Source organism: Niabella yanshanensis (assembly GCF_034424215.1).
Taxonomy (GTDB): domain Bacteria; phylum Bacteroidota; class Bacteroidia; order Chitinophagales; family Chitinophagaceae; genus Niabella; species Niabella yanshanensis.
Genome location: NZ_CP139960.1, coordinates 618,371 through 644,759, shown reverse-complemented (window position 1 = coordinate 644,759; position 26,389 = coordinate 618,371). Strand labels below are relative to the sequence as shown.

At 41.6% G+C, this 26,389-nt stretch carries 25 protein-coding genes; 13 read left to right on the top strand and 12 right to left on the bottom strand.

The window, feature by feature from the left end:
- Positions 1-405: 405 nt before the first annotated feature.
- Genes U0035_RS02300 through U0035_RS02290 form a run of 3 tightly spaced genes read right to left on the bottom strand, consistent with a single transcriptional unit; the run spans position 406 to position 2,147 of the window.
- The gene (locus U0035_RS02300; RefSeq protein ID WP_114792565.1) at positions 406-1,137 is read right to left on the bottom strand and encodes a YggS family pyridoxal phosphate-dependent enzyme; all 732 of its coding nucleotides are present in this window, start codon (positions 1,135-1,137) and stop codon (positions 406-408) included.
- Positions 1,134-1,868 (bottom strand): AAA family ATPase, encoded by a 735-nt coding sequence (locus U0035_RS02295; protein ID WP_245957810.1) that lies wholly within the window; start codon positions 1,866-1,868, stop codon positions 1,134-1,136. The genes U0035_RS02300 and U0035_RS02295 overlap by 4 nt, the downstream gene beginning before the upstream one ends.
- Positions 1,869-1,916: 48 nt before the next feature.
- A complete protein-coding gene (locus tag U0035_RS02290) occupies positions 1,917-2,147 on the bottom strand; it encodes a thioredoxin domain-containing protein (protein WP_114792630.1) in 231 nt (76 codons plus the stop codon).
- A gap of 102 nt (positions 2,148-2,249) precedes the next feature.
- On the opposite strand from U0035_RS02290, the gene pdxR reads away from it, so the two are divergent.
- Positions 2,250-3,668 carry a MocR-like pyridoxine biosynthesis transcription factor PdxR gene (gene pdxR, locus U0035_RS02285; protein ID WP_114792564.1) on the top strand — a complete coding sequence of 473 codons (1,419 nt, stop codon included), beginning with the start codon at positions 2,250-2,252 and terminating at the stop codon, positions 3,666-3,668.
- Between the two features lie 13 nt (positions 3,669-3,681).
- Here the strand turns inward: pdxR and U0035_RS02280 are convergent, their stop codons facing one another.
- The gene (locus U0035_RS02280) at positions 3,682-4,479 is read right to left on the bottom strand and encodes a glycosyltransferase (protein WP_114792563.1); all 798 of its coding nucleotides are present in this window, start codon (positions 4,477-4,479) and stop codon (positions 3,682-3,684) included.
- Between the two features lie 231 nt (positions 4,480-4,710).
- Between U0035_RS02280 and U0035_RS02275 the strand changes: the two genes are divergently transcribed.
- The 11 genes from U0035_RS02275 to U0035_RS02225 all read left to right on the top strand — a co-directional run bounded on the left by U0035_RS02275 (position 4,711) and on the right by U0035_RS02225 (position 15,007).
- Complete coding sequence (locus tag U0035_RS02275) at positions 4,711-6,237, top strand: SecDF P1 head subdomain-containing protein (RefSeq protein WP_114792562.1); 1,527 nt, start codon at positions 4,711-4,713, stop codon at positions 6,235-6,237.
- A 51-nt stretch (positions 6,238-6,288) separates the two neighbouring features.
- Positions 6,289-7,371: a hypothetical protein gene (locus tag U0035_RS02270; protein WP_114792561.1), complete on the top strand. Its 1,083-nt coding sequence runs from the start codon at positions 6,289-6,291 to the stop codon at positions 7,369-7,371.
- Positions 7,368-8,162, top strand: a complete 795-nt coding sequence (locus U0035_RS02265; RefSeq protein WP_114792560.1) for a hypothetical protein — start codon at positions 7,368-7,370, stop codon at positions 8,160-8,162. Before U0035_RS02270 ends, U0035_RS02265 begins: the two co-directional genes overlap by 4 nt.
- A gap of 123 nt (positions 8,163-8,285) precedes the next feature.
- Positions 8,286-8,489 (top strand): hypothetical protein, encoded by a 204-nt coding sequence (locus tag U0035_RS02260; protein WP_114792559.1) that lies wholly within the window; start codon positions 8,286-8,288, stop codon positions 8,487-8,489.
- On the top strand, positions 8,461-9,000 hold the full coding sequence (locus U0035_RS02255) for a hypothetical protein (RefSeq protein ID WP_114792558.1): 540 nt from the start codon (positions 8,461-8,463) through the stop codon (positions 8,998-9,000). The genes U0035_RS02260 and U0035_RS02255 overlap by 29 nt, the downstream gene beginning before the upstream one ends.
- A gap of 432 nt (positions 9,001-9,432) precedes the next feature.
- Positions 9,433-10,011, top strand: a complete 579-nt coding sequence (locus U0035_RS02250) for a hypothetical protein (protein ID WP_162817982.1) — start codon at positions 9,433-9,435, stop codon at positions 10,009-10,011.
- A 1-nt stretch (position 10,012) separates the two neighbouring features.
- Positions 10,013-11,098: a DUF6688 domain-containing protein gene (locus U0035_RS02245; RefSeq protein WP_211316519.1), complete on the top strand. Its 1,086-nt coding sequence runs from the start codon at positions 10,013-10,015 to the stop codon at positions 11,096-11,098.
- A gap of 9 nt (positions 11,099-11,107) precedes the next feature.
- On the top strand, positions 11,108-11,410 hold the full coding sequence (locus U0035_RS02240) for a hypothetical protein (RefSeq protein WP_114792556.1): 303 nt from the start codon (positions 11,108-11,110) through the stop codon (positions 11,408-11,410).
- A complete protein-coding gene (locus U0035_RS02235) occupies positions 11,403-12,251 on the top strand; it encodes an XAC2610-related protein (RefSeq protein WP_114792555.1) in 849 nt (282 codons plus the stop codon). The genes U0035_RS02240 and U0035_RS02235 overlap by 8 nt, the downstream gene beginning before the upstream one ends.
- Positions 12,252-12,347: 96 nt before the next feature.
- Entirely contained in the window at positions 12,348-13,094 is a 747-nt protein-coding gene (locus tag U0035_RS02230) for a LytR/AlgR family response regulator transcription factor (protein WP_114792554.1), read from the top strand.
- Positions 13,091-15,007, top strand: coding sequence for a sensor histidine kinase (locus U0035_RS02225; protein WP_114792553.1), 1,917 nt, complete (start codon positions 13,091-13,093; stop codon positions 15,005-15,007). The genes U0035_RS02230 and U0035_RS02225 overlap by 4 nt, the downstream gene beginning before the upstream one ends.
- A 102-nt stretch (positions 15,008-15,109) precedes the next feature.
- Here the strand turns inward: U0035_RS02225 and U0035_RS02220 are convergent, their stop codons facing one another.
- Genes U0035_RS02220 through U0035_RS02210 form a run of 3 tightly spaced genes read right to left on the bottom strand, consistent with a single transcriptional unit; the run spans position 15,110 to position 18,713 of the window.
- Entirely contained in the window at positions 15,110-16,204 is a 1,095-nt protein-coding gene (locus U0035_RS02220) for a PLP-dependent cysteine synthase family protein (protein ID WP_114792552.1), read from the bottom strand.
- Positions 16,205-16,232: 28 nt separating this feature from the next.
- On the bottom strand, positions 16,233-18,251 hold the full coding sequence (locus U0035_RS02215) for a protein-disulfide reductase DsbD family protein (RefSeq protein ID WP_114792551.1): 2,019 nt from the start codon (positions 18,249-18,251) through the stop codon (positions 16,233-16,235).
- A gap of 9 nt (positions 18,252-18,260) precedes the next feature.
- Complete coding sequence (locus U0035_RS02210; protein WP_114792550.1) at positions 18,261-18,713, bottom strand: protein-disulfide reductase DsbD domain-containing protein; 453 nt, start codon at positions 18,711-18,713, stop codon at positions 18,261-18,263.
- Positions 18,714-18,940: 227 nt separating this feature from the next.
- Between U0035_RS02210 and U0035_RS02205 the strand changes: the two genes are divergently transcribed.
- Positions 18,941-19,402: an Lrp/AsnC family transcriptional regulator gene (locus U0035_RS02205; protein ID WP_114792549.1), complete on the top strand. Its 462-nt coding sequence runs from the start codon at positions 18,941-18,943 to the stop codon at positions 19,400-19,402.
- Positions 19,403-19,413: 11 nt separating this feature from the next.
- Here U0035_RS02205 and U0035_RS02200 read toward each other — a convergent pair whose 3' ends face one another.
- The 5 genes from U0035_RS02200 to U0035_RS02180 form a co-directional block, all read right to left on the bottom strand.
- Positions 19,414-21,057: a trypsin-like peptidase domain-containing protein gene (locus U0035_RS02200; protein ID WP_114792548.1), complete on the bottom strand. Its 1,644-nt coding sequence runs from the start codon at positions 21,055-21,057 to the stop codon at positions 19,414-19,416.
- A gap of 80 nt (positions 21,058-21,137) precedes the next feature.
- Positions 21,138-22,586, bottom strand: a complete 1,449-nt coding sequence (locus U0035_RS02195; protein ID WP_114792547.1) for a redoxin domain-containing protein — start codon at positions 22,584-22,586, stop codon at positions 21,138-21,140.
- A 9-nt stretch (positions 22,587-22,595) separates the two neighbouring features.
- The gene (locus tag U0035_RS02190; RefSeq protein WP_162817981.1) at positions 22,596-24,116 is read right to left on the bottom strand and encodes a PKD-like family lipoprotein; all 1,521 of its coding nucleotides are present in this window, start codon (positions 24,114-24,116) and stop codon (positions 22,596-22,598) included.
- Between the two features lie 16 nt (positions 24,117-24,132).
- The gene (locus U0035_RS02185; protein ID WP_114792545.1) at positions 24,133-24,849 is read right to left on the bottom strand and encodes a DUF4843 domain-containing protein; all 717 of its coding nucleotides are present in this window, start codon (positions 24,847-24,849) and stop codon (positions 24,133-24,135) included.
- A 26-nt stretch (positions 24,850-24,875) separates the two neighbouring features.
- Positions 24,876-26,384: a RagB/SusD family nutrient uptake outer membrane protein gene (locus U0035_RS02180; RefSeq protein ID WP_114792544.1), complete on the bottom strand. Its 1,509-nt coding sequence runs from the start codon at positions 26,382-26,384 to the stop codon at positions 24,876-24,878.
- Positions 26,385-26,389 lie beyond the last annotated feature (5 nt).

Below are 26,389 nucleotides of genomic sequence, written 5' to 3'. Positions count from 1 at the left end.
TAAAGCTCCGACGATGCGGAGCCCCTAAAGCTGCGTCGATCAATTGTGCGCCCAGGCAAACCCCTGCCACGGCTTTTCCGGCATCTATAGCTTTAATAATTAATTTCTTTTCAACCGTAGCATCAAAATAGGGACACTCTTTTTTAGTGAAATGTCAAGCCTTACGACCCGCCTGACAGGATGAGCAGGTCTATTGGAGCTACTGAACCGGGCAAAGATTCATATTGATAAAACTTTGAAAAGCTGGTAGTATAACCACGATTTAAGCTCATTGCAAATAGCCACGCATATGGAATGCTCTGAAGAGCTTTGTGTAAAGCGTGGGCACCAGATTATAGGCTCCGGCGCTTCTAAACTTCGTTTTGTACAAAATGAATATGCATTGGTTCGTTGCCTGATAAAATTTTATTGTATAGTGGCCGACTCGTTCCAGTAGTAGCTGTCGGGATAATTTCTTTCCCCAAACACAGCGGTTCCGATTCTAACAATAGTGGCTCCTTCCTCGATCGCTATGTCCAGGTCGGCACTCATGCCCATCGAGAGCTCACTCATGGATACATTCGGCATGTTAACAACCCTGATCTGTTGTTGAAGTTGTTTCAGCAGCCGGAAACAAGGCCTTGCCTGCTCCCTGTCGGCCGATAACAGGCCGATAGTCATCAATCCCTTAATTTTCAAACTGGTTAAATTGCTGATTTGCTGTACCAGATCTATCGTTCTTTCAGGGGCCACACCAAATTTGCTTTCCTCCGCAGAGGTGTTCACTTGTATCAATATATCCATGGTTCTTTCCTGGGCCTGTAGTCGCTGGTGTAATTTGCAGGCAAGATCGAAGCGGTCTATGGATTGAATACAAGCTATATTATATCTTAGAAGATCTTTTATTTTATTCGTTTGTAAATGGCCTATAAAGTGATGGGTAGGATGAAACTGCTGCAGAGCCGTATATTTATGTGACAATTCCTGCACTTTATTTTCAGCTATCAATGTGTACCCCGCCTGCAGGGCTAATTGAATGCGATCGACTGCTACTGTTTTCGTAGCAAGCAGAATCTTAACCTCGTGTGGATTACGGCCTGCCTTTGTACATGCGTTTTTTATTCTTTGGCTAATGGCTTGTAAGTTTCGGGTTATCATATAGCGTTCTTATTTTCTTTTTCCAGTTGACGAATAAGGTTGTTTTTTACCTGGGTGAGGACACAGTCTCTTGCTTCAGCATAGGATATTCCATATACACGATTAACGGACCGCAATGTGGCCGGGAATCCTCTTATTATCTGTTCGTAATAGTGATCCAGCTCCGCATTGGTGGGCCTATCGTAGCTTATAGTAATTTGAAATCTTCTTAACAAGGCATGATCAATCATAGCTTTATGATTGGTAGCCGCTATTAACAAAGAATTACCCGGATAATAATCAATCAGCTGGATAAGCGTATTGGTTAGCCTGCGTATTTCACCCACTTCCCGGTCATTGCTGGTCCTCGCTTTTCCTATCTGGTCAAATTCGTCCAGAAAGAGAACTGCGCGTTCCCGCGATGCTTTATCAAAAACCTGTTTCAGATGCTGCGAGGTTTCGCCAATTCTTGCGCTTATAATATTACTTAAATTTAATACCAACAGCGCCTTGCCTAAGGCTTTGGCCATTGCTTTTGCGGTAAGGGTTTTGCCACAACCGGATTCACCATATAGTAACAACTTATTATTAATTGTCAAACCATATTCCCGTAAAGCAGCTTCATAAAAATGCTCTTTAATAAGCTGAAGAAGCTGCTGCCGGTTCGCACCGCTCATGAAAATCTCATCGAAGTCAACCTGTTCTTTATCGGAAATTACAAGATCGAAAGGGTTCATTAATAAAACTGTCATTAAGGTAAAAAATACTCCCGCACTGGTATCAGAACAGGAGTATAACCATTACTTCAGGTCTTCAATAGAAGCTCCGAAATTGATATGCAGCACATTCCCATTGGGAAGTACCAATGCCGGAACCGATTTTACACCCGCTGTTTCAGCTTCCGCTATTTTCTCTTTTGCGTTACCCAGGTGCACAACGGCTATTTTATCAGAAGAGATCAGTTCGAGAATAGCTTCTTCGGCACTAATACATACAGGACAGCCGGCATGATAAAAGATAGATTGTGTCATAATAATTGTAATTAAAATTGTTTCTTGCATTATTGCTATACAAAACTAGGTTATCTTTGGACTACCGTTCTGATACAGAATTTATAAAACCCGGTAGTCCAGATGTTAAGGCCCTGGAAATTATCTCTGAAGATTAATTATGGTTGCGATAAACCCATTTATCTGCAAATCGCCGATGCTATTATCTCCGACATTCAATCGGGCCGGCTGAAACAGGGCACCGCACTGCCGGGAAGCAGGAAACTCTCTGAGGAGCTGAAACTCAACCGGAATACAATAGTAGATGCTTTACAGGTGTTGCTGAATGAAGAGTGGCTGGTAGCAAAAGAAAGGAAAGGAACTTTCGTGGCGGACAAATTGCCCCTTTTGTCGCATTATCTGAAAGTACCTGTTGCAATAGATAGCATGGCTGCTGAACCTTTGTCTCCGCGTATTCACTTTGATGATGGCTATCCCGACAGTAAAATCGCACCTATAGCTGAGCTGGCCAGGGCCTACCGGCAAATTTTCAACCGGAAAGCCCGCCGGCAACTAATGGGCTACGGGAGCGAATTGGGGGATTGGAAGTTCAGGCAGGAATTGGGTCGTATGCTGAATCATAACCGCGGCATGCAGGTTGCCACCCAACAGCTATGCGTTACAAGAGGCAGCCAGATGGCAATGTACTTAACAGCTCAATGTCTTTTAAAAGAAGGAGATTGGGTGGTTGTCGAAAATCCGGGATACAAGCCTGCGTGGAAAGCCTTTGAGCAGGCCGGAGCCCGGTTGATTCCTGTAAATGTTGATAAAGAAGGGATGGTGACCCATGATGTTAAGCAACTGCTTCAATCGGGTCGGAAGATCAAAGCTTTATATACAACCCCACATCATCAGTATCCTACTACGGTAACGATGAGTCTTCAGCGGAGGCTGGAACTCATTCAACTGTCCAACAAATATGGCTTTACCATTATTGAGGATGACTATGATAACGAGTTTCATTTTGGTTACCGGCCCGTGTTACCTCTATGCAGTTTTGACGAGTTGATAAGATACGTGTATGTGGGTACTATGAGTAAGGTTGTGGCACCGGCATTGAGAATTGGCTATCTGGCAACAACCATTCCCGGGCTTATGGGAAAAATAGGCTCCTTAAGAAAGATCATCGATGTGCAGGGAGATGCTATCATGGAACAGGCGGTGCTGCAATTGGTTCACGATGGCACTATAAAGAAGCATCTAAAAAAAGCTACTCATTATTACCGGGCAAAGCGCGCCTTAACGGAGGCCTTGCTGATAAAGTATATCGGTGAGAAGGCCTGTTACACTATTCCTGAAGGTGGCCTTGCTTTTTGGATCGTTCCTTCCCGAAAATGTAATTGGGTTCATATAGCAACGCAATTACAAAAAAAAGGTATCGGAATCATCACTCCCGACCAATATAGTTTTGGTAAAGTTATAAACGGCATACGTTTAAGCTATGGCGCCCTGTCTGCAGAACAACTGGAAGAAGGGTTGCGCGAGTTGGCTTTGCTGCTTTGAACGACAGATGCCATTATCCTTTAAAGTTAAGCCAGCCCCATTTATTAAAATAGGTAATGGCGCTCCGCAAATGATACCAGGTTAGTTTTAAATTGGTATAAGACCCTTTTGTATAATGATGATAAATAGAAACAGCGGGATAATAGACAGTTTGCGATCTTTGCAATATCCGCCTGGTTAAATCGGCGTCTTCCATGTAAAGAAAAAAATGCTCGTCAAAACCTGCTACCTGTTTTAAAACCTCCGTTCTCAAAAACATAAAGCATCCGGACAGAAACGGAACGTTGTAAATGGGTTGACCATAGTCATGATCTTTATATTCGTACTTTCCCATCCGCTTTGCCAGAATATCACGTAATTGCCTGGGAAAAAATCTGCGGGAAAACAAATTGGAAAAAGTTGGGTTTTTCCTGCACAGATATTGTAGGCTTCCATCCGGATATAATACCCGCGGCATTATCTGCCCGGTGCTCCTGTGCGCTTCCATATAATTATAAAGCTGTTCCAACGTATCTGCCTCAAAATAGACATCAGGATTAAACACCAAATGGTACGCAGCATTAAATTGAACACTGTGGCGGAAGGCAGTATTATGGGCTGCTCCAAAGCCCGGATTACTGTTGCTGAAGATGTAACGAATTCTCACCGGATCAATTGCTGATAGAGCTTCGAGTTCACGGCCTGGTGAATTATCTATCAAAAAGAGAAATACATTTAAACCCGTCGAAAGAAAACTTTTGACAGCTGCTTCAACTATTGTATAGTCATTCTTATATAAAACGATCGATCCTGTTATTTGTACCTCTTTCATTGTGCAGTAAGCCGCGATAAAAATATTGTATTGTAACCATATATGTATCGGAAAGTCAATAATTTCGACTTATGAGCTGTAGATATCTTTATCCCTGACGTATAATTGGATCAATAACTTTAATCAATACGTTTCATAAACGGCTTTCAGCGGATTGTAAATAACGCTTACGGATCACATTTTTTACAGTATTTTGACATCGGAAATACTATAACGCTACTCAGTAACAGTATGAAACAAGTTTTATTATTGATCTCCCTGTTTATAATGGTATCCGCAACACCTGCGCAAAATGCGAATCAGGATCGCTATCGTCAGTATGCCGGCAAATATGGCGGTAACTCCGGCGTCTGCCTGTTTAACGATGGACGTTTTATGTTGTATGGATATTCAACTGCGGTATTTGGTTCTTACAGCTTTAAAGACGATGATTTACAATTCATAACCGACAAACCTGAGTTATTTGAAGTGTATGCTCATGATAATAGTACGCTGGGCGACAGTACCCGGATGAATTTTGCGGGCTTTGAAGAGGGTAAAACATTTGTACAGTTCAATGAAGAAAATCGGCAAAGAGTTTTTAATGATGATGCCAATTGCTTTGATGCTCCTTTTGTGTATGAAACCGATCAACAGTTAACCCGTTTCACACTCTCCTATATCAGAGAAAATGTATGGTGGGATTTGGGAAGGCCCAATCCATCCTGGCAATATGGGCCCGCAAAAAAATACAATGATTTTATTCTAATATTTAACAAACCCAAACGGGAGTATGAAAATTTTGCTGCCAGATTTGCAAAGGTTGATGGCAGAATTATACTACAGCTATCTAATTATGGCGGTGAGGAAGGATTCATTAAACAAGTACCCGACAAAGAAGAACAAAAACAATGGCAGGAAATCCTGGAATGGAAGAAACAGTACGATGAGTCCAAAACCACAACAGTTCATGCTGTTTTTGCCAATAAACACTATCGTCTGTTTCCATCACCCGATTCCTTGAACTATATATCTAACGATGCCGCTAATGAATATATCAGCCGGCAGGCCGATGATAACGAAGAATATTTCCGGAGCAACCAATACCAGGATGACCGGTTACTTCGAAAGTATATTAAACTGGTACCACAAAATAAGGATACTGCAAATTTTACAGAAGACAATGGTGCTGATAATAGTATCTTTTACGTGGTTTGCGGAGAAGGTACACGCCCCCCCTATCGTTACCAGGGATTCGTAACATATGAAGAAAAAAAAGAAGAAGAAAGAATACCTCTTATAGTGACAGGCCCGGCCCCTCTTTTAGAAACGAATCCTAATAAAATTGCTGACCAGGACCCGATACCGGATTCTATAAATAATAATAAAGCGGATGAAATAGTTACCCTTTTAAAGCCTTTTGCTGTGAACAGGCCGGACGGATTTTATACTATTGAAAAGAAGAATGATGACTATACTTTAACAGTACTGGCAGCTAATCCATCGCTAACGCCAAAAGATTTTGATTCAGTAGTATGTAAAACCGGGACACACGAGGAATCAATTATAGAGATACGGTTTAATAAGGTGGGTGCCGTTAAATTTGAAAAATTCAGTAAAGATCAGGTTGGAAACCAGGTTGCCCTGGTAGCGGATCATAAAGTAATCATGATGCCGTTTGTTGCAGAACCCATAACAAAAGGTCGTATCGATATCAGCGGGAATTACTCAGCTGAAGAAGCAAAAGCAATTGTTAAAAGATTACAGCACCATAAATAGTGCTGTCAATAGGTAGGACCATGATTACACCCCTAAAATTTTAATGCGCTCATGAACATTCAACTAAGAATACTTATCATAATTTTTCTGCAAGCTTCTATTAGTTGTGCTCATGCACAAGCATTGGATTCTGTTACTTTACATACAATAGGAGATCAATTAGTAAAGATAGAAATGAAAGACAGAGAAGGAATAACCAAGCCCGGAGATAACTGTCTTCGTGATAAAGACGGACATTTTTTATCTTGTTTGTCAGCTGAATCTTCTCAAAAATGGGTTACTGATTTTAACAAAGACGGCTGGCCTGATGCAGTATTTCTTTTTACAGATGAAGGGTTAGGTGGCGGAGGTAACGCTTACGGTTTCGATTACCGTGTGGTGCTGCTCGATGACAAGCGTTCGATCATTGATCAGTATATTTTATTCGGAGGTGGCAAATTCTCTTATGGTCACCTTGAAATAGACCGGGTAAAAGACGGGAAATTATATGCTACTTACAATGAAAACCCTATGTCCCGATCTTATGGTGAAGGCGAAGACAATCTGAAACATGTAGCAGTTAGTTTTTCTTTCAGGGATAATAAGATCGTAGAAGACCGTTACGTTTATTGCCCGCTGGCATCTATGAAAAAGCAGATCTTTAAAAAGGATAATAACCTAAAGATAGACAGTACGCTGGAAATAGACGACCGGTTTAATGAAGCCTGTACCGAAATTGTACACATGAGCGACGGTTCGAAGTTTGTGGCCACATTAAGCGGATGTGAAGAACTGGATCTGTACTTTAGCAAGACCATTAAATATAAAGCTGCATTGGAAACGGATCCATCTGCAATCAAAGAAACATTACTTTATAACCTGCAATTTTTAAAAGACAATACGCTTTTTAAAACAGTTATGAATAATGCCATTTCACGGGTAAATCAGCTGGAAACAAGTCGTATAAGAGAAGACAAGCAGGAAGGTATGGCCTTGCATTTATCCTTGCCTGACGGATGGGAAACTCATTTGTTTATATCAGGAAACAAGGAACAGGGTAGTTTTATTACTTTCCGGTTTGAAAAACCCAAAAACAAAGCAGGTATGATGGATTTCTGGGAAAGTATGGAAAGCAAAAGAAAACTGGGCAAATGAAAACTTTGTTTATAAAACAATGGATATTGCCTTTTGGGATGTTAATCTTCTATTCCTGTAAGAATGTTCAGCATAAGGACGCTAATAAGAAGTCGGTGGATAGTAGCTCTGTCATTTCTCTTCCGGTCGAAGATGCCATATCTGAAGTACTATACAAAAGCGAACTGAGTCCGGGTAGCAAAGTGTCCGTCGGTAAAATATTTACCGATACGGTAACATTTGCCGAGCGGGACGATAATGGAGACTATTTTCTTTTTTATATAAGAAAGGAAAACCGGCTGATATCCCTGGTGTATGACGACCTGGTTGAACGAAAACTGGATTTCCTGCGTGGAGATACCCTGGTCATACAATGGAAAATGGACAGTATATGGATAGCAGGTGATGGAGACAGATTGGATTTTAAAGAGCGGCTGGTGAGTGCAAAGAAAATAAAAGACGGCAAAGTAGCCGCTTTTAGAAAAAATTATACCAAACCAATCCGATACTGGTACGCGCAGAACACCGACTACACGGATGAGTTTAAAGATTATCTCTATCTCCTGGTTGAATATTATATTGCATATTCCAAACAACCGCTGGTACTGTTGCACCTTGGAATGCCTGAACAAACAACGTTCGTTTACTCCATAGAGGAAAGAGATGAAAAAGGAAGACATTATGTAGTGCTGGGGCTTTCTAATGACCAGGGTACCCATTCTAATATTATTCAATGGTTATATCTCGATTCAGAGACTCATCGTTTGTATGAGTACGACCTGGTCAATGATAGATTGATCCCATTTCCCTGACACCAATGAAACGAATAGCTTTTATTTTACTAGGTAGTTGGCTGGTGACGGCTTGTAAGGATGTAAACAGGCAGCAGGCAGCATGTTGCTGCAACAACTATTACAGATACAAGTTCACTAAAATTGTACGCAAACAATCACCAGGATGCGGGTAGCCTGGCTTTATTACAATTAACCCGAAAACTCAATCGCTGGGTTGAAGAAGAAGGCAGACGGGGCGACTATGTAAAACCTTCTGGTAAAAAGCCTGCTTCTTTTTTATTTCATCTTCTTTTAATGCTTAATATTATCTATTGTTATGAAAACATATCATCTCAAACAACATAGTATTCCCAGGTCAATCACCATAGCTATTATTTACCTTATTGTAATTTTCGCTCTTTCCAGTTTTTTCTTTGGAGGCATTAATGGCATGGCAGATAAAGTAAACAGTATGGGTAGCGCCAAGGGAGCGGGTTTTGTTGTTGGCATTGCGGTAATAGCGCCCCTGTTTATTTTACTTCGCTTTTTGAATCCGACAGTGACTGTTGATATCGATGATAGGAAAATGACAATCAGGCAAAAAGGAAAACAAGATCTGTTGATTCATTTTAATGCTATTGATCGCCTGGAACTCAATGTGAAAAATGTTAACAGACTTGATATTTATGATAAGCAAAATAACCTGTTAGTATACCTGCAACCCAATAACCAACCACAAATATTACAACCTATTATAAGAAATATAGTTAATGCAACCGGCTTCCATGTCATTCGTGGATCCCGTAAAATAATGGGGAATAAGATAGATACCCTGCTTTATAGCAACAGGGCTGCTTCGACAGCGCCGGTTCACTAATTACAAACACATAAATAAATCAACATGAAATTTTTAGGAGGCCTGGTTCTTGCATTATTACTGACGAGCATCATCTTGTCAGGTTGTGGCTCGAAAACTAATGCAAAAAACTATTTTGCAGAAGTGGGTATTAAACTACCTTCTTCTTCCAATGATACAGTTAACCAAATAATCGCTGGATTCCCAAAATTGTAGAATGAACTTTCAGCTGCGGTAGAAAAAGATGATAAGGATGCACGTCCGGAGTTGACCAATGCTTATGCTGACTGGCTTGTGCGGTTAATGGAGGCGAAAGAGAACCTACCCGATGATGAAAAAGGAAAACTTACTGCAGAACTTGAAATCATCAACTCTAAATGGAAAGAACAGATTGATAAATTATTATAAATGCATACCCTTTTGCGCCATTATAATATGCATCTAACTTTGAGTATGACCCTTAAAAAAATCTTATTGCTGTACACTGTATTGCTTTTTTTAGTCAGCTGTACATCGCCGGGTGAAAAGCATATCAATGATCCGGACGATACTGTTGTTAATACCCGTGATACAATAAATACGGCGATTGAGGCCCCATCCGCCAGTGCAACTACTCAAGACAGTGTTGAATACTTATTTGATATTGCGGGCGACTATATATTGGAATCTGATCATACCAGCTGCAAAATGGAATTAAATATAAACTCAAATAAAAATCAATTTAATTACCGGTTAAAAACCAACACAAAACAATTACAGGGCGATGTTATAATAACGCCCAATGAAAAGCAGGACGGTTACTATATCACTTTAAAGGATATTGAGTGGAGCGAATATGAAGGTGCCGTAAATTTTGATGAAGAGGAAGTAAAGGAACAGGAAGACATAGCTTTACCCCAGGAAGTTCAGGGCGTATTATATGAAAATGAAATTACTATTCAAAATACAGGCAATGCCATGAATTATTATGTGAAATTCGGAGATTGCGACCTTAAATATATTCACCTGGTTAAAAAAGGAAAAGCCAATTGATATGGTGGATACATTGATCTTTGGCACAATTGCATTAATAATAAGTACGCTTATCGCGTTGACGCTTCTAAAGAAACAATTCCCTCATATAACCGGGGGCGCAATAATAATATTGGTATTGTATATAGCGCTCTCTGCTTTATTTGTACTAGGGATGATGATACATGATCGTCCGTATATACAGGCCATCGACCCGATAGATAATTGTTATTCCCCATTTGGAGATCAACATACGCTGAGTCTCCTGGCCTTTTTCTTATTATACCATGTAGCCCTGTTCTTTATATGGGTGAAGGGACGACAGATGCCACCGTTGACATTGGTATTAATGCTGGCAATGTTATTTATGGGTAGCATCGTCAATGTTTTGGTAATAGTACAGGTAGGCTCACATGATACTGGAAGTATAGATAGATATAAAGGTAATGATGGAACTGCGCTGCTACTACCTGCTCCCCTGCTCAATTTATTGATCAGCATACTATTAATTACCAACGTGGTAAACGAAGAACGTAGGCTGGCCAGGCAAAGAACTTTTAAAAACTCCTTTCTCCGTTATTGTAATTCGCTGTTGGCTGGCAGTTATCATGAGGCAACCTGGGCATTGCTGTTGCTGCTGCCGGTGTGGTTTATTATAACCCTGATCCTTATTTTGCTGGGCCAGGATTTCAACTCGCTGGTAAAGGTTTTCACTGACACTACCACATGGACCTTTTCACAAAAAATGCATCCACCGCCGCTTGATCACCGCGGACATTACCTGTGTACGGTAGCAGCCCGGGGTAATCCAAAGCTGGTAAAACCGTTGAGAGTGGGCATCAGACATGGCCAGCCCGCAATTGTCAACCGGCAATTAATGATCGCTAATGCGTTTGAAGAATATATACAGGCCATAGCCCCGGCTTTCCATCAGTCTATCAGGCAGTTTTATGACAGGTATGGCTATAATCTGTCTCAAAAGATCAATTCAGTGAAAGCATCTAATTTTACTTACATTGTTATGAAGCCATTAGAATGGACTTTCCTGCTGTCGTTATATCTTTTTTGTATCAACCCCGAAGCCAGAATTCAAAAACAGTATCGTTGATATTTGCTCATGAAATTTGTTAAGGTCGTCAATATTATTTTAATCACATTATTGCTGTTACTGGTAGCATTCGACCTGTTATTGGTGTTACCGGAGTACTGCGCCTGCATAAATGCGACCGGAGGAGCTACTGTAACAACATTCTGGGGATATTCACTTGACTGTATTGGAGATACTGCGGAGTTCTCCTGGATCTTCTTTCAGCTGATTGGCACAATTGCAATAACTATACTTGTTATTATAATAATATTTTTTATTATAACCTACAGAGAAAAAAGTAAAAGAAAGTTTAAACCGAAATTTGATGAGTAAACCTATTATCCTGTTATTACTGATCATATATAGCAGCCTTACACAATCGATGGCTCAGCCATTTTTACTGAAATCAAAAACAAAACCATCTTTTAGCCTTAAAGTATACTACGGTTCAAAAGGGAAAGGAGCCTTTGTTCAATATTCAGGACAAAAAGGCATTATTCCGCTCCGGCTAAAAAGCTATAAGCTCGATAGTACAGACCGGGAGTATGGTCAACCAGATGAGCAGGTATATGTTTGGAATGAGATTGTTGATGGAAAAACTTCAGGTACTTATAGTTTGAGAGAGGGCCTGAGATATATTACAGGCGCATGGTACCTGCGGGGCAGAGACAACCGTAAATTCGATTTAGAGGAACCGGAAAAAAAAGAAGAATATGATGGTGTTGGCAAATACCTGCTTCACGGTACCCTTGTTGAATTTAATCACTTTTATAATGACACCCTTATATTCAGGTATCCAAACAAAACGGTAAGCGTGCTGATATTACCAGAAATTATACAACCAGGTGGTGCCAGGCAAAGTCATATTGCAGACTATAATTTTGATGGTTATGACGATGTAGGGTTTTCGGTTGCTGACGCGGGAATGGGTGTTTATCAGCAATATGTTATTTACTTATATAATCCCAAATACCAGCAATTTGACCGGCTGCAGGAGCCGGAGTATAACGAAAAAGTCAAATGCAGCTGTCTTTGTGATGTAGCAGTAGACGAGAAAAAGAAAGAGCTTACAACCTCCTGCAGGGGCGGCGCGCGCTGGTGGCATGATGTGTGGCGCTTTAAAAATGGCAAACTGGAATGGGTGAATTCAAGAGCTGAACCCATGGAAGAATAGCCCCGAAAATATTTTTGCGGATATACGTCACTTAATGGTGAAAATAAAAGTACACACTCCCGTCTCTGTTAATATCTTTACAACCTATTAATAAGCATGATAACTATAGCTATAATTGAAGATGAGCCCGCGGTACGTAAAGAAATTACTTACCTCGTGCAGCAGGAAGAAGGCACTGAACTGGTTGGCTGGAGTGATAGTGTAAAAACAGCACTTACTCTTATAAAGGAAAAGCAGCCTGATGTAATATTAATGGATATACAGCTGCGCGATGGCACTGCTTTTGATATCTTGAAACAGCTAACTCCCATTCCAGAGAATATTATCTTTATCACTGCTTACAATCAGTTTGCTATACGTGCTATTAAATATGGGGCATTAGATTATCTTTTAAAGCCCATCGACCAGGTTGAATTAAAAGAGGGATTGGAAAGATACCGCCGCCGCCGCGATAATAATTCGCAATGGATGCAGCAACTCTCATTAACACAGCAATTATTAAAGGAGGAAGTGGTATTGCCGGAAAGTATCGCCTTGCATTCAATTAACCATGTTCGTATTATTAATGTACAGGACATTGTATATTGTAAAGGAGATGGACCTTATACTTTTTTTTATTTAAACAGTGGGGAAAAAGAACTGGTGTCTAAACCACTTAAGTTTTATGAAGAATTGCTGAAAGCTCCTCATTTTTTAAGATCTCATCAATCTTACCTGGTTAACAAAAAATATATTTCAGGCGTAAACCGGTCGGAGTATATTGTGCTAAAGAGTAAAGAGGAAATTCCCATTTCTCTTCGCAGAAAAAATTTTATTCTCAACCAACTTTTCCCTGCCGAATGAAATTACGATCCTATTATGCTTTTTCCGTCCTGATAGTAGCTTTGTTTTGCGCCTGTAAAAATGAAGCCAACGAGGCACCTCTAATCCTGGTTTTAACGCGGCAGGTAAGCGAGTTGGAAGACGTAAAATCATCACCTGCCAACAATGATTCGTTACTACAGGTGTGGTTATCATTAAGCAATACAACCGAACTTCAAAAGGATGCCACACTTTTCGCCAAAACCAATTACAATATTGCCCGTTTGTACGCAATGGCAGGTAGCGATTCGGGAGAAAGGTATATAGCAAAAGCGCTGGAGCTGATTGAGCCTACCCAGGGAAACCTGGAATTAAAAGCACGTATTTATAACGGCATGGGCAATATACGAAGCAACGACACTACCGAGCATCAGGCCAACTATTATTATAACAAGGCAGCCACAATTATATTGGCAGACAGTACAATTAACCTCTCTCCGCTTAGCCGTAGCATTATGCTTTTATCTGCGGCACAAAGCAATACCCTTTTGTACCAATATGAGCTGGCTCAGCAAATGAATCGTGCTGTATTGCTATTATCGCCACAGCTGCCACCCGGTAATATCAACCAGCAACGGGTATTGGTACAAATTATCCAGACGCTTAATGCGCAACATAAGCCAGCCGATAGTATTGCTTTTTATTTAAGGAAACTGGAGATCCTGCACCATCAATATCCTGATGGCTACGACGACAGCTATCTATATGAATGTAAGGTGAAGTATTTTGAAGCAATGCATCAAACTGATTCTATTTTACACTATCAACTTTTAAAAAGTGCCATTGATGAGGAAAAGTACCAGGCCATGCCAGGCTCGAACACGGCTGTTGTCAATCTTTTTGTTGACTACATGAATATTGGTGGCGCGTATGTGGAGCTGAAAACTGGCAGCCAGGCCTCCTTTTACCTACAGAAGGCAGCGCAGTTGATGAATAAGCATCCTGAGGACATAGCAATCGGTCAACAGGTTATCTATAAAAGCAACCTGGCTTCTTTATACGAACTGCAGGGAAATAACAAAGGGGCGCTGAACCTTTTGAGCGAGGTTCTGGATTTACAGAAAAGAAATTATGAAACTGAAAATACCCAGGCAGTTACAGAGATGAATGCGCTCTATCAGCTACAGGCCAAAGACAGGTCAATTGTGGCGCTAAACGAAAATATGAAGATCAACCAGCTACAATTGCAGCAAAACAGGCTATGGCTGGTTATTGTAATATTAGTATCTGTTTTGCTGGCATCGGGCCTGCTTTTTTTCTACTACAATTATCGCCAACGTCGCGCTGTTCAGGAAAAGGAAAAGGTATTATTACAACAGCAATTGTTGCGTACTCAAATGGAGCCTCATTTTATTTTTAATACGCTTGCTGCTGTACAAAGCTTTGTGCGGCTGGATAAAAAAGAAGCTGCCATTAAATATTTGAACCGTTTCAGCCGGCTACTCCGCAGCAGTTTAGAATTAAGCCGTGAACGATTAGTGCCCTTATGCGAAGAGATGGAAACCCTGGAAAACTATCTCAATCTTCAACAAATGCGGTTCGAAAATGCATTTGAATACAATATTAACCGGGAGCAGGGATCTGACTGGGATGCGGTAATGATACCACCCATGTTGATACAACCTTTTGTAGAAAATGCCATCCTACATGGAATTGACCTGAATTCTGGCGAAGGACGGGTTAATGTTGATTTTTCTTTGAAAGATGAAATTGTAAAGGTATCTATAACAGACAGCGGTAAAAAAACAACTGAGGTTAGTGAAGCTGCTCATCGCTCCCTGTCAGGCACCATCAGCCGTGAACGCATGAGTTTGTTGGGAAAAAATGCAGGTATTTCCACCACCATCAGTGAAAATGGTACAACCGTTATTTTGTATATCCCGGTTATGGCATAATAACAATTCCGAACCTAACAAACCAACTGATATGCTTGCCCGGTAAATCATACAACTTATAAAATGCCTCTCAGTTGTATGACATGATTGTGTAATTTAAGGTTAATAATACCTTCCGATACCCCGGTAATCCAACAACTCAACGTCTGTTGAATAATAGCCGGCTTTTACCGGTTCCTCTTTCATGAGGTCGGTACTCAGGTATTTTTTATTACTATCGCTAAATACAGTTACCACTACAGACTGATCACCCAGCTCCTCCTGTAGTTGAATCGCTCCTATCATGTTAGCACCCGAAGATATGCCTACCGCCAAACCCAGTTTCCGGGACAATTGCTGAGCCATGATAATAGAATCGCCGTCTGATGCTTTAACTACTTTGTCTAATTGATCCAGCTTTACTATAGCTGGAATGAATTCGTCAGAAATACCCTGGATACGATGAGAACCTACTTTATAGCCGGTGGATAAGGTGGGAGATTCAGCCGGCTCCAGTGGATGAATGCGAACACGCGGATTGCGGCTTTTTAAATAGTTACCAACTCCCATGATAGTACCGCCTGTGCCTACGCCTGCCACAAATGCATCCGGCGTTTTGTCGATAGACTGTAGCTGCATCCATATTTCCTTGCCGGTTGTTTTTTCATGTGCTTCACAATTATATAGATTCTCGAACTGACGCGGTAAGAAAACCGAAGTATCCGTTTGCGCCATTTCTTCAGACAATTTTATACTTCCGAGAAAGCCACCCTGCTCTTTACTGATCAATATTACTTCAGCGCCCAGGCTGCTTATAATGTCTACCCGCTCTTTACTCAGCCAGTTGGGCATAATGATCTTTACGTTGTGACCGAGCGCTCTGCCTATGGCAGAAAAAGCAATACCTGTGTTGCCACTGGTTGCTTCTACTATAGTATTCCCTGGCTGAATTAATTTCTCCGAGTATGCTTTTTGGAGAATATAAAGTGCCATTCGGTCTTTGATACTACCGGTAAGATTATAATGCTCGCATTTCACATACACTTTTCTGCATTTGCCCTTATAGCGATAAGAAATCTCCAGCAAGGGAGTATTACCTACCATATGCCAAAGGTGCGCTAACTTATTTTTAAGTTGCTCTTCTGCATTACCTGCAGATCCGTTATAACAACCGCAGTCTTCTATATCTTTTGATGTTTCAGCTATTGCCGTTTTCATATTATTAATGTGATAGGGTAAAATATTATTATGGATTACCTTTCTGAAAAGTGGCCTTTACTTCATCGAGCAAACGGATGAATTTATTGATATCAGGGTCATAGCCATAACCATCAGGCCGCAAGCGTTGCCCGTTGCCATCCAGGAAGAAATAATAGGGTTGTGTATTGGCACCAAACTTTGTAACCTGCATGTCTGCATTCAGGTCTCCCAATGTTTCAACCTGCCTGTCTAATGTTTTTGAAAAATATTGTTCCTGTTGAGGTATGTAAACATTATGTACATCTACGTAAAGAGATACGATCACGAAATCATTTTTTAAACGCTCCATTACTTTTGGGTCGCTCCATACCTGGCCTTCCATTTTGCGGCAGTTTACACAATTGATGCCCGTAAAATCCAGCATCAACGGCTTTTTTAATTTACGCGAAACCGCAAGCGCTTCATGATAATCAAAGTAGGTGACCATACCGTTGTTGACCACCACATCCGGCTCATTCTTCCTCATCTCCTCATAGTACTTTTCCGGCTTAGGCAAACCATCTGCGCTGTGGCTATTCGTATTGCCGGTGCGTCCTGTTGATGAAAAATTAAAACCGGAAGGCAGGTCGTCTGCATTGAAATCCTGTGTGCCCATTGGGGGAACGAATGCTGAAATACCTTTTAAAGGAGCACCCCATAATCCGGGGATCATATATACTGCGAAGATCAGGGAAGTTGTGGCAAACAATAGCCTTGTTACAGACAGGTAGGGTATGCCAAAATCATTTTTTGGCAATTCATCATCGTGATGAAACTTCAGCTTGCCAAGCAGGTAAATACCCAGTAATATAAAGATTACGATCCATGCGGCAATGAATATTTCCCGGTCTAATAATCTCCAGCCCCTCGCCAGATCCGCATTAGACAGGAATTTAAGCGCCAGGGCCAGTTCAATAAATCCAAGTGTAACTTTTATCGTATTCATCCACCCCCCCGGTTTACTCAAGCTATTTAACCAGGATGGGAAGAAGGCAAATAAGGCAAATGGAATAGAAAGCGCCAGCGAAAAACCAAAAAATCCAACCAGTGGTCCGGCATATCCTCCTTTAAAAATGACGGGTAGCAAAAGACCTAGTATTGGACCCGTACAACTGAATGATACTACCACCAGTACCAGCGCCATGAAGAATATACCCAGAAAGCTGGAAGCGTTGGCTTTGGAGTCGGCCTTATTAGACCAGGATGCAGGCAGGGTTATTTCGAAAGCGCCTAAAAAAGAAATACCAAATACAACGAAGACCAGGAAAATAAACAGGTTAAAGATCCAATTCGTGGAAATATCATTCAAAGCGGTTGGCCCCCAGATCAGGGTGATCAGAAAGCCTATAAATGTAAATATGAATATAATGGACAAGGAATAAATAACTGCATTCTTTCTGCCTTCCAGCTTTGTCTTGCTGCGCTTGGTAAAAAAAGAGACAGTTACCGGGATCATTGAGTAAATACAGGGCGTTAATAAGGCCAGCAATCCACCGCCAAATGCCGTTAGAAAGATCCATAGCAGTGAGCGATCGGCCATATCTGCAACCGGTGAAACGACTGAGACCGGCTCGATATAAAATTTCCCGGTTTCCTCACCTGGTAAATAAGCGTCGCCTTTTTTATACAAATAATTCACCTGTACCCTGCTTAATAAACTATCGTTTTCTGCCAAATTGATTTTTTGCTGCCAGACTACAGAGTCGGTATAAAAATGAACCGTTGCACTTACTGATGTGTCATACTCTGACTGCTTTGCTCCTTTTTCGGTTACCGGTCCGGTGTAGTGCCTCGTAGCCGTAGTATCAAAAAGAATGGTTGAATACAATAGGTCCGTGTCGCTTTGCTGTATTGCATAAAGTTGAATACCGGTTGACAGGCGGGCAGTAACCGAAAGCGTCGCTTCTTTATCGTTGATACGTTCAGCTTTATATTCAAAACGTATATCGGTGGTGTCCGCTGCTGATGCTGTAAAAACGATGCATTGTAACCATACAGCCAGGCATGCAAATAATCTTTTCTTCATAAAAGGTACTTATTGTAGGGCGATAGAAAATTTTTGCTGGGTGGGTGGCAGGCATTCCCTGTCATTGCAGGTCATATAGTCGATACTGCCCGTAATATTGGTTTTTACTTTTCCTTTTAACTTCACCACCTGCACAAAGTCTACAGTATTTGAAAACTGCTTTACATCTATCCCGAATATGGCTTCATGTTTTTTCTCTAATTTTCCTATTTCTTTTGACACACCTTCAACGGTAATCAAAGGATTGGGGGTAAACTTAAGTTTAGTAGCTACAGGCCCTCCCGCAGGTGTTGTTTGCGAGTAAATATGCCAACCCCCTTCCAGGCTGGCCATTAGATGAATTTCATAGGTGGTTGCGTTGATCTTCTTTGCGGAGAAGCTCCATTTAGCGGGCTGTTTGACCTGGGAAAAGCACAACAAAGTACTTGCAAATGCTACAACTGTTAAAAATAAATGCCTCATGATTTTTGCTATTTTTTTGTTTTTGGTGATGGAAAGGGTATTTGAGGTATGCAAAAACACGGCTCAAAGATCTTTTACTTATTTTTTGTATTGATATTTGGGTAAAATGCCGGAATTTTATTTATTATTTGCGTCGTAAACCGAAAAATAAATCACTTTGAGCTCGTGATTTATATATAATTCGCAATTTTTTCGGTATTGCACATAAAACACTAAAGTGAAAAAATATGTTTGAGATAGATGAACTGGATAAACAAATACTCAGGATCTTACAGGTGGATGCATCTGTTACGCATCGCCAGATTGCCCAAACTTTACGACGTTCCATTACTACGATCCACGACCGTATATCCAGGTTAAAACAGGAAGGTGTGATCCTTAGATCCGTTGCTGTTCTTGATCGCAAAAAGATCGGTAAAGGGCTTCTCACATTCAGCCATGTGCTGCTCAATCAACATACTACAGAGGTGCTTGAGCAATTCGAAAAAGCAGTAAAGAAGTTCCCTGAAGTGCTGGAATGCTTCCAGATGACCGGTTCTTTCGATTTCCTTCTTCGTATATCAACCAGGGATATGGAGGAGTACCACGAATTTTACCGCTATAAACTGGCAAAACTTCCCAATATTACTACGGTGAACAGCTATTTTGCCTTATCAGAGACCAAGAGTGTCACCGCTTATCCCATCTGATTAATGATCCTTCAATGAATGGTATTGATAAACGACATTAGCTCTGAAAGGTTTAGAGCGATGGTGGTTGTATGACTAAATCTTGCAATATTCAATCCCACCAGGTCTCCTTTTAAGTCGTATAAGGGACTTCCGCATTCGTAGGAACGGATTCTTGCATCATGCAGGATCACATTTTTGAAACCATCCCGGCGCAAAGATTTACCGCCCTCGAAATGATTCATAGGGTGAGGCTGTTCTCTTAACATACGTGGAACAAGAACAAATGTAAGAGCTAATGTATCTGATTGCCTTCCAATAGTAAAACACACGCTGTCCCCCGGATAATATTTCATCATTTCGCTATTAAAATCCTTTGCCCCGTTTACCTTCACATTATTAATACGCATCACGCAGTCGCCCGCTTTTAAGCCGGCTTTGGCAGCAGTACCACCCGAATCTAGTTTAACAACGGTAGGACAACCATTTAGCTCCTGCAGGTTAGCATTGAAGCCTCCGGAACTAAACCTGTTGGGCAATTCCTTTACCAGCAATCCTCCAATACTGGCCTTTGATTTACTGCCAGGTAATACTGTATATAGAAACCGGCCAATCAAACTGCTATCGGTTACAGGTAGTACTTTTAAGCTGTCCACTCTAACCGGTTGCGAAAACTGGTGTGACACAGTGAATGCTACGAGATCAGTTGCCCTGTCCCGCTTCAGCAGTTTTAAAAGGATATTGCTACCCTTGAAATTAATAAATGCAGAATCACTCACCTCGCTACTTTTGCTGACAACAACCTGTGCTCCATTTTTTAACTGAAAAACTGTTCCGAGAATGGTGTCTCCCGGGCTGTAGATTGTCACAACCGCTTCGCTCTTTGTTTTTACAAATAGGTTATTGACCGATGACTGTACCTCCATTTTTGATGTAAGAACAGGCTTCATTTTGTCGACCTGTAGCCGATCAGTTTTTTCAGGAAGACTGTCATAATTTTTTACTACCTGCAATGCAGTAAAGTATTTTCTATAAGTATCAATAGGCACTTCATAATTGGCTCCTTCGGCTTTGTCAATACGCGAATGAAGTCCAATCACTTTCCCCTGTTCATCAAACAAAGGCCCGCCGGAATCGCCGGTTTCCATAATACAGGAACTTTCCACAAACCCCCATTCGTTTAATGCGTGAATGATATGGCCCTGTCTCAGCATTGGCGCCAGCAGGTTCTGGCTTTCGGGATAAGAAATCCCGAAACAATAGTGTCCGGTATGCAGTGAACTACTACGCCCCATTTCAGCAAAAGGCCAGGGACCTTTACCGGTCATTTGCATCATCGCCACATCCGGGAGAAGCGTTTGTGGATCGGTGGCAATTCGTCCCAGCGCTCTCGCGGTCCCGGTTCTTCCATCCGGGAAACTGATTTTATACCAATGACCAGGCTTGACGGCGTGAGCCACAGTTAGTATGATACCATCGGAACTAACAACAACGGCACTAAACTGTGCGCTGTTTTGCGCACCTGAGAACGAGTCTATCCCATAAGATCTTACACATGCAGGAGCAACTTTAGCATAAACTGATTGTAGCTGCCCCTCAACCGGCATACTCTGGTCCTGAGCAGGGCCTTTCAGCGGAACCAGCAACAGTAACGTAATATTTTTTATAAAGCTCATATGAATTGAAGTGTATAAATATTCATGGGCCAGTAAAAAACCGACCCATGAAAAAAGCACCAGATATTTAATTAATTATTTTAACCTTTTTTAGCTCTTTCGATCATTTGAGTCAATTCCATCAGTATGTAATCAGGGTATGGAGAGGAACCAGTCAGGAAAAAGCGGGTCTTTCCTTTTTTATCAATTACAAATTTTGCAGGAATTCCTTTAATGCCAAATTTAGGCGCGATTTCATCGTCATTCTTTTTGTCGTCAAACAATACATTGAACGTGTATTTATTTTTGTCGATAAACTCATTTACTTTTTTCTCATAATCTTCATCACGCTCCCAGGTATCGATAAATAAGAATACCACATCCGGATCTTTCTCATATTTTGTTACGGCCTTTTGCATACCGGGGAATGAGCGAATACAGGGGCTGCACCAGGTGGCCCAAAAATCGAGTACCACTACTTTACCCAATAGAGATTTGGAATCCACTATTTCTCCTTTCAGGTTTCGCAGCTTGAAGGAAGGCGTTTCCTTTTCGGTGATGATCTGCGACAGGTGATTTTTGATATCATCATTTAATTCAGCTTTTAGTCCATCAATATAGCCGTCAAATCCTGTGCGTGCTCCCTTATTCAACTTTAGGTATAACTCTTCCAACGGTTTTTCATATCCAAACTGCCCATCTTTATAAAGGGTCGTATATTGAGTGAAAGCTTCCAGATCCCTGCCTACCTTTTGTAGTGCTTTAGCGTAGCCCGGTGCAAAATCTTTTGTTCTATCCGGTACAATCTTCCTGGCTTGCTCCAGGTAGTCCAGCGCTTCTTTATACTGGCCGCGGGCGAGTAAAACCGCTGCATAAGTTTGAACATAACCCGGATAGCCTACTGCTGCGAATTTTGCTTTATTGCTTTGGTCATTGCTATTGATAAAGCCCAGTGCATCGTCAATACTTTTCTGAATCAAAGGAACTGCGGCGGCTGTATCGCCTTGCTTCAGCAGCTCTTCTGCAATAGGAATATAGCCCTGGGCGCGCCAGAATTTCTCCTGCATATTATTGAGCAGTTTCAGGCTTTGTTCCTTTTTACCTTCTTTCATTAAATCCCTGGCGAGAGCAGACGTAACATAATCATACACAATTCCATCCTCAGGAAATTGACTCATCGGGAATTTTTTCAGAATAGTATTATACAGCTTCTCTTTATCTTTCAGCTCTTTCAGATCATAATATTTGGAGATCTCCTTGCTCCTGGCCATCCTACCTTTCGGATGCAATTTGAGGGCACGCTTTTCAACCGCTGCTGCATCTTCGGTCTGTTTGCGATAGCTCAGGAAATTATAATAGAGTTGCAGGTCTTCTTCTTTTTCGGTGACTTTGGCATCAGCGACAATTGCTTTTACCAACGAGTCTTTCTGGGCTTCAGTCCCTTTTTCAAAGATCTCCCCGAAAATCTGGCCCTTTGAACCGGCCCCGCTCTGGGCATTGATTCCTCCTGCTATCAGCAGTGCGAGCGCTAAAATGGCATTTTTTTTCATTTGAGTGTTTTAATATTTATAAACAAAATCGATTATCTTTTTGAACCCGTTGAATACATGGGTGTAATTGCTGCCCAGGTCTCCGACCGGCGAAATGTTAAAGTAGTACACCTTACCCTCTGTCCCGTTCCAGGTAGCGACAACCAACCGTTGCAAACCTGTACCGGAAGCTGCTCGCACATAGTCTATTCTGGTAACCGTTTCAGCTGCAGGAAGATTAAATGCTTCGGTGGTTATATTGGACGTAGTCTCGTATTTAAATAATTTGTTTCCCACTGCGTAAAAAATATGGGGAGTAAGTGTGGATGAGGCCAACGCTGCGGCGTTTACAATACCCGGGGCATTCATAGCTGTTTTAGCGATTGTAACAACCGGATCATCTGCTGAAACTACGGTCCTGAATTGTAACAGGTAAGGCGTTTCACCGTCTTTCATTACGGCATTGTAACGGTCCAAGACATTAGCAGAATCCAGTAACAGCAGGTCCATACCAACGTCATTCATGTTAAAGACCGTACTGGCTGCCGACGGAAAGGCCGTAAGCGCATTCATTCCTACGGAATAAAACCGCCTGTATTTTTTATCATACACTATCACCTGGTAGGTAGCTGCATAAGTACTGCCACCCGCGAGATAGGGTGCTATATCATAGTCGTAAACACCCGCCGGATTCACAATAGCTTCACCCCATTTTTTGATGCCCGGAAAACCACCCACCATATTGGTATGTACCTGCCCGTTGTTGATAGCAATACCCATCCGTTGCCAGGGATTGGAGCCGGACATATAAGCAGCCCAGCCTATGAAGGAGGGTTTTACCGTTTGGGGCCTGGTAAAGAAAAGATAGCCGATATCAAATTTCTTAGTCAGCGTCAGGCTGCTCAACTCTATAGCATCATTTTCAGTTTGAATATATATACGCCGGTTAGGTGTTGAGAGATCATCGGTTACATCAAAATTTGTAGCTGTTATCGATTTGGGTTTTCCCAAAGCTGCTGTGGGATTTAACAGGGAATAGATGTTGTGTTCCACGCTGTTGTCAGGCAATATCATTGAGAGATCAGCACCTGTAGGCTTTTCCTCTAAAAACATCCATCCCTGTGCGTATTTATTGGCTACTGTTATATCATACTGCCGTACCGCTGAAATACCGGTTTTGTTGTCTGTAACTTTTAGTGTTACCCTGTAGTTTTCTCCCAAAACAAATAAATCACCGGTTACTCTAAACGCAAGATTAGGCGTTCTTGCAATAGTATCCCGGGGCATTACATAAGAGCTGTTGGGGGAATTATTATACATAAACCAGGCATAGGACAGATCATCAGACGGCTGTGACTGAACTATAGAGGGGTTTAGCCGCAACGTGTCATCGGGGTTCACATAAATGCGTTGAGCGGCATTTATATCCGTGACCCTTATTTCGTTAATGTCTTTATAGTCATAATTGCCCTTGTCTTTGTAGCAGCCGGTGAGCGCCGTAGCGGCCATTAGTATTGCTATCTGAATGTATTTTATAAAATCAGCTTTCATTTTTAATAATTTGGGGTTAAAGGAAAACAACACGCTCGCCATTTTCGTCAATTAAAGGGCCATTGGCCTGCTCATAGTTATACAAAGCCAGTTTCATAGTTTGCACCACGAAGTTGATATCCTGCGGGAAGTTTACAGCCGGCCAGCTGGCACTGCCATAAATCTGATTGATAAACTGGTGCTTGGTTTTTGAATAAGTACCGAAATAGGCCGCCCAGCGCGTGTCCCAGGTAGAAGGCTTCAACAGCTGATCATGTAAGGATATTCGGTAGTGCTGTTTATTATATGGGTTTATGGAATTCGATTTATCGATATAGCCCGGTTTAAAGTCGACTGATTCTCCTATGGTTAAATAGGCATTTACAACGCTGTCTTTCAGACCGGCCCTGCGATATATATATACCGGTAAAGAAAGCTCGTAGGTATTGGCCGGGATAATCAAAGGACCAAACTGGAAATGATAGCCTGGTTTTGCAGTAGAGCTGTCGTCGATAATGATTTTAAATGTTCTGTCACGATCGGTAGCTGAACCCATGATACGTAAAGGAATGAAGAGCGTGTCTGTAATAACGCTTGGCGGCTCTGCAGTAAATGAGTATTCTACACTAACTCCTTCCCTAAAATAGATACGCGCGTCCTGCTTGTATACCAGCGATTGATCTTCTTTACAGGACGTTAATGATAATGCCAGCAAAACACTATAAACAATTCTTCTCAGGTATGTCTTTTTCATTAAATAATATTTGTAAATGATCAGGATTAATTAACTCCAAATTCAATTTCGCCCAGTGGCAACGGGAAAGTATATTTAGCCTGCGTCATTGGGTTCCCGACTCCGTCAGGGATAGTGGTAATGTTTTTTCTTTTATACCAGAACCATAGTTGCCCTTCCCCGTACAATTCTTTACGATATTCTTTTTGTAGTTCAGCATCGAGTAATGCAGGTGTATTGACTACATCAATGCTTAAAGCAGGTATCAGCCTGGCCAACCTCACCACATTAAGATAACCCAGGCCGGCAGCCACGGTTGGGGCCGCTTCCGCAGCTATATAATACATCTCAGGCAGGCGAACGATGGGTACCAAACGTTGCTTCACATTGGCGGTTCTGTCTGAATAATATTTTTTAGAATATACAATAGTAGTAGTAAGCTGGTTCCATAAACTTTTGGCGGCGTCGGGGTTTCGTATGTCGGTGCCATAATCAGGAAGCGTTCCTTCATACATGGCAGCTAGCTTGGTTTTTGTTGAAAACAAATCATCTGCATCAGCTGCGGCTGTTTGTGAGCTTTTAAAATACTGGTCAGCTGCCAGTTTAAGATTAGATACACTGAGTGAAAAAATATGCTCAGGCGTGAACGTGAGATCAGAAGCGTCAGTAGCTGCATCTACAGAAAGGGTGCCCGGATTGATGAAGTTAAAGTTGTGGCTATTGATCACTTCTGTTGCATATTTCAACGCATTTGTCTTATCGCCTTTGAACAAGTACAGACGGGCCAGGATCGCTTTTGCAGCCCAGTAGTTAATATGATTTTGACGATATGCCAGCAACAGATCAGCAGAGGTAGCGCCCTGGTTGGCTGCAATCTGATCAATTGCCGGATATACGGCCAGTAACTGCTCAGCCTCTTTCAAATCATTTTCACATCTGGTCAGCACCTCGCTCAATGATAATCTTGCCTGGGGTAAAATCGTAAACTGTTCCATGTAAGGAATGGCCCTGGCAGTGTCGTTAGCACCATTCAACGAAGCTGGTGCAAACATGCGTAACAGATCAAAGTGAACAGCGCCCCTTATTGCTAAAGCCTCTCCTTTTACAATATTAAGGGCGGTACCTGTCAGCACGTTTCTCTGCGCCACGTTCTTCAATATGTAGTTGGCCTGAGCAATGGCCCCATAATAGCCCGACCATATTGAATTGATGGAAGCACGCACATTTTGCTGCGAATTGACATCAGAAGCGTAAGCATACCGGGCGGTTTGGCCATAAAAAGTGTTGGTTTGACCTGATTTATTTTCATAGTACTGAGCTAAGACGTCGATAAAACGATAGGTGCCCAAACCACCATATGCACTCAACTCCGCCATTTTTTGATAAGTGCCGAAAAGAGCATCAAAATAACCTTGTTGTAAAGAAAATTGCTCATCCTCCGATATTCTGGTAGCGGGGTTTACCTCCAGCCATTTTTTACAGCCGGTCAAACCCTGAACAAGAGCGGCTGCTATCAGCAGTACAAACAACTTTTTAGAATTATTTTTTAAAGACATTGTAA

Coding starts and splice junctions, on each gene's coding strand:
- U0035_RS02300 (WP_114792565.1), bottom strand. CDS start 1,137: ATGATAACCCGAAACTTACAAGCCATTAGCCAAAGAATAAAAAACGCA.
- U0035_RS02295 (WP_245957810.1), bottom strand. CDS start 1,868: ATGACAGTTTTATTAATGAACCCTTTCGATCTTGTAATTTCCGATAAA.
- U0035_RS02290 (WP_114792630.1), bottom strand. CDS start 2,147: ATGACACAATCTATCTTTTATCATGCCGGCTGTCCTGTATGTATTAGT.
- pdxR (WP_114792564.1), top strand. CDS start 2,250: ATGTTAAGGCCCTGGAAATTATCTCTGAAGATTAATTATGGTTGCGAT.
- U0035_RS02280 (WP_114792563.1), bottom strand. CDS start 4,479: ATGAAAGAGGTACAAATAACAGGATCGATCGTTTTATATAAGAATGAC.
- U0035_RS02275 (WP_114792562.1), top strand. CDS start 4,711: ATGAAACAAGTTTTATTATTGATCTCCCTGTTTATAATGGTATCCGCA.
- U0035_RS02270 (WP_114792561.1), top strand. CDS start 6,289: ATGAACATTCAACTAAGAATACTTATCATAATTTTTCTGCAAGCTTCT.
- U0035_RS02265 (WP_114792560.1), top strand. CDS start 7,368: ATGAAAACTTTGTTTATAAAACAATGGATATTGCCTTTTGGGATGTTA.
- U0035_RS02255 (WP_114792558.1), top strand. CDS start 8,461: ATGAAAACATATCATCTCAAACAACATAGTATTCCCAGGTCAATCACC.
- U0035_RS02250 (WP_162817982.1), top strand. CDS start 9,433: ATGACCCTTAAAAAAATCTTATTGCTGTACACTGTATTGCTTTTTTTA.
- U0035_RS02245 (WP_211316519.1), top strand. CDS start 10,013: ATGGTGGATACATTGATCTTTGGCACAATTGCATTAATAATAAGTACG.
- U0035_RS02240 (WP_114792556.1), top strand. CDS start 11,108: ATGAAATTTGTTAAGGTCGTCAATATTATTTTAATCACATTATTGCTG.
- U0035_RS02235 (WP_114792555.1), top strand. CDS start 11,403: ATGAGTAAACCTATTATCCTGTTATTACTGATCATATATAGCAGCCTT.
- U0035_RS02230 (WP_114792554.1), top strand. CDS start 12,348: ATGATAACTATAGCTATAATTGAAGATGAGCCCGCGGTACGTAAAGAA.
- U0035_RS02225 (WP_114792553.1), top strand. CDS start 13,091: ATGAAATTACGATCCTATTATGCTTTTTCCGTCCTGATAGTAGCTTTG.
- U0035_RS02220 (WP_114792552.1), bottom strand. CDS start 16,204: ATGAAAACGGCAATAGCTGAAACATCAAAAGATATAGAAGACTGCGGT.
- U0035_RS02215 (WP_114792551.1), bottom strand. CDS start 18,251: ATGAAGAAAAGATTATTTGCATGCCTGGCTGTATGGTTACAATGCATC.
- U0035_RS02210 (WP_114792550.1), bottom strand. CDS start 18,713: ATGAGGCATTTATTTTTAACAGTTGTAGCATTTGCAAGTACTTTGTTG.
- U0035_RS02205 (WP_114792549.1), top strand. CDS start 18,941: ATGTTTGAGATAGATGAACTGGATAAACAAATACTCAGGATCTTACAG.
- U0035_RS02200 (WP_114792548.1), bottom strand. CDS start 21,057: ATGAGCTTTATAAAAAATATTACGTTACTGTTGCTGGTTCCGCTGAAA.
- U0035_RS02195 (WP_114792547.1), bottom strand. CDS start 22,586: ATGAAAAAAAATGCCATTTTAGCGCTCGCACTGCTGATAGCAGGAGGA.
- U0035_RS02190 (WP_162817981.1), bottom strand. CDS start 24,116: ATGAAAGCTGATTTTATAAAATACATTCAGATAGCAATACTAATGGCC.
- U0035_RS02185 (WP_114792545.1), bottom strand. CDS start 24,849: ATGAAAAAGACATACCTGAGAAGAATTGTTTATAGTGTTTTGCTGGCA.
- U0035_RS02180 (WP_114792544.1), bottom strand. CDS start 26,384: ATGTCTTTAAAAAATAATTCTAAAAAGTTGTTTGTACTGCTGATAGCA.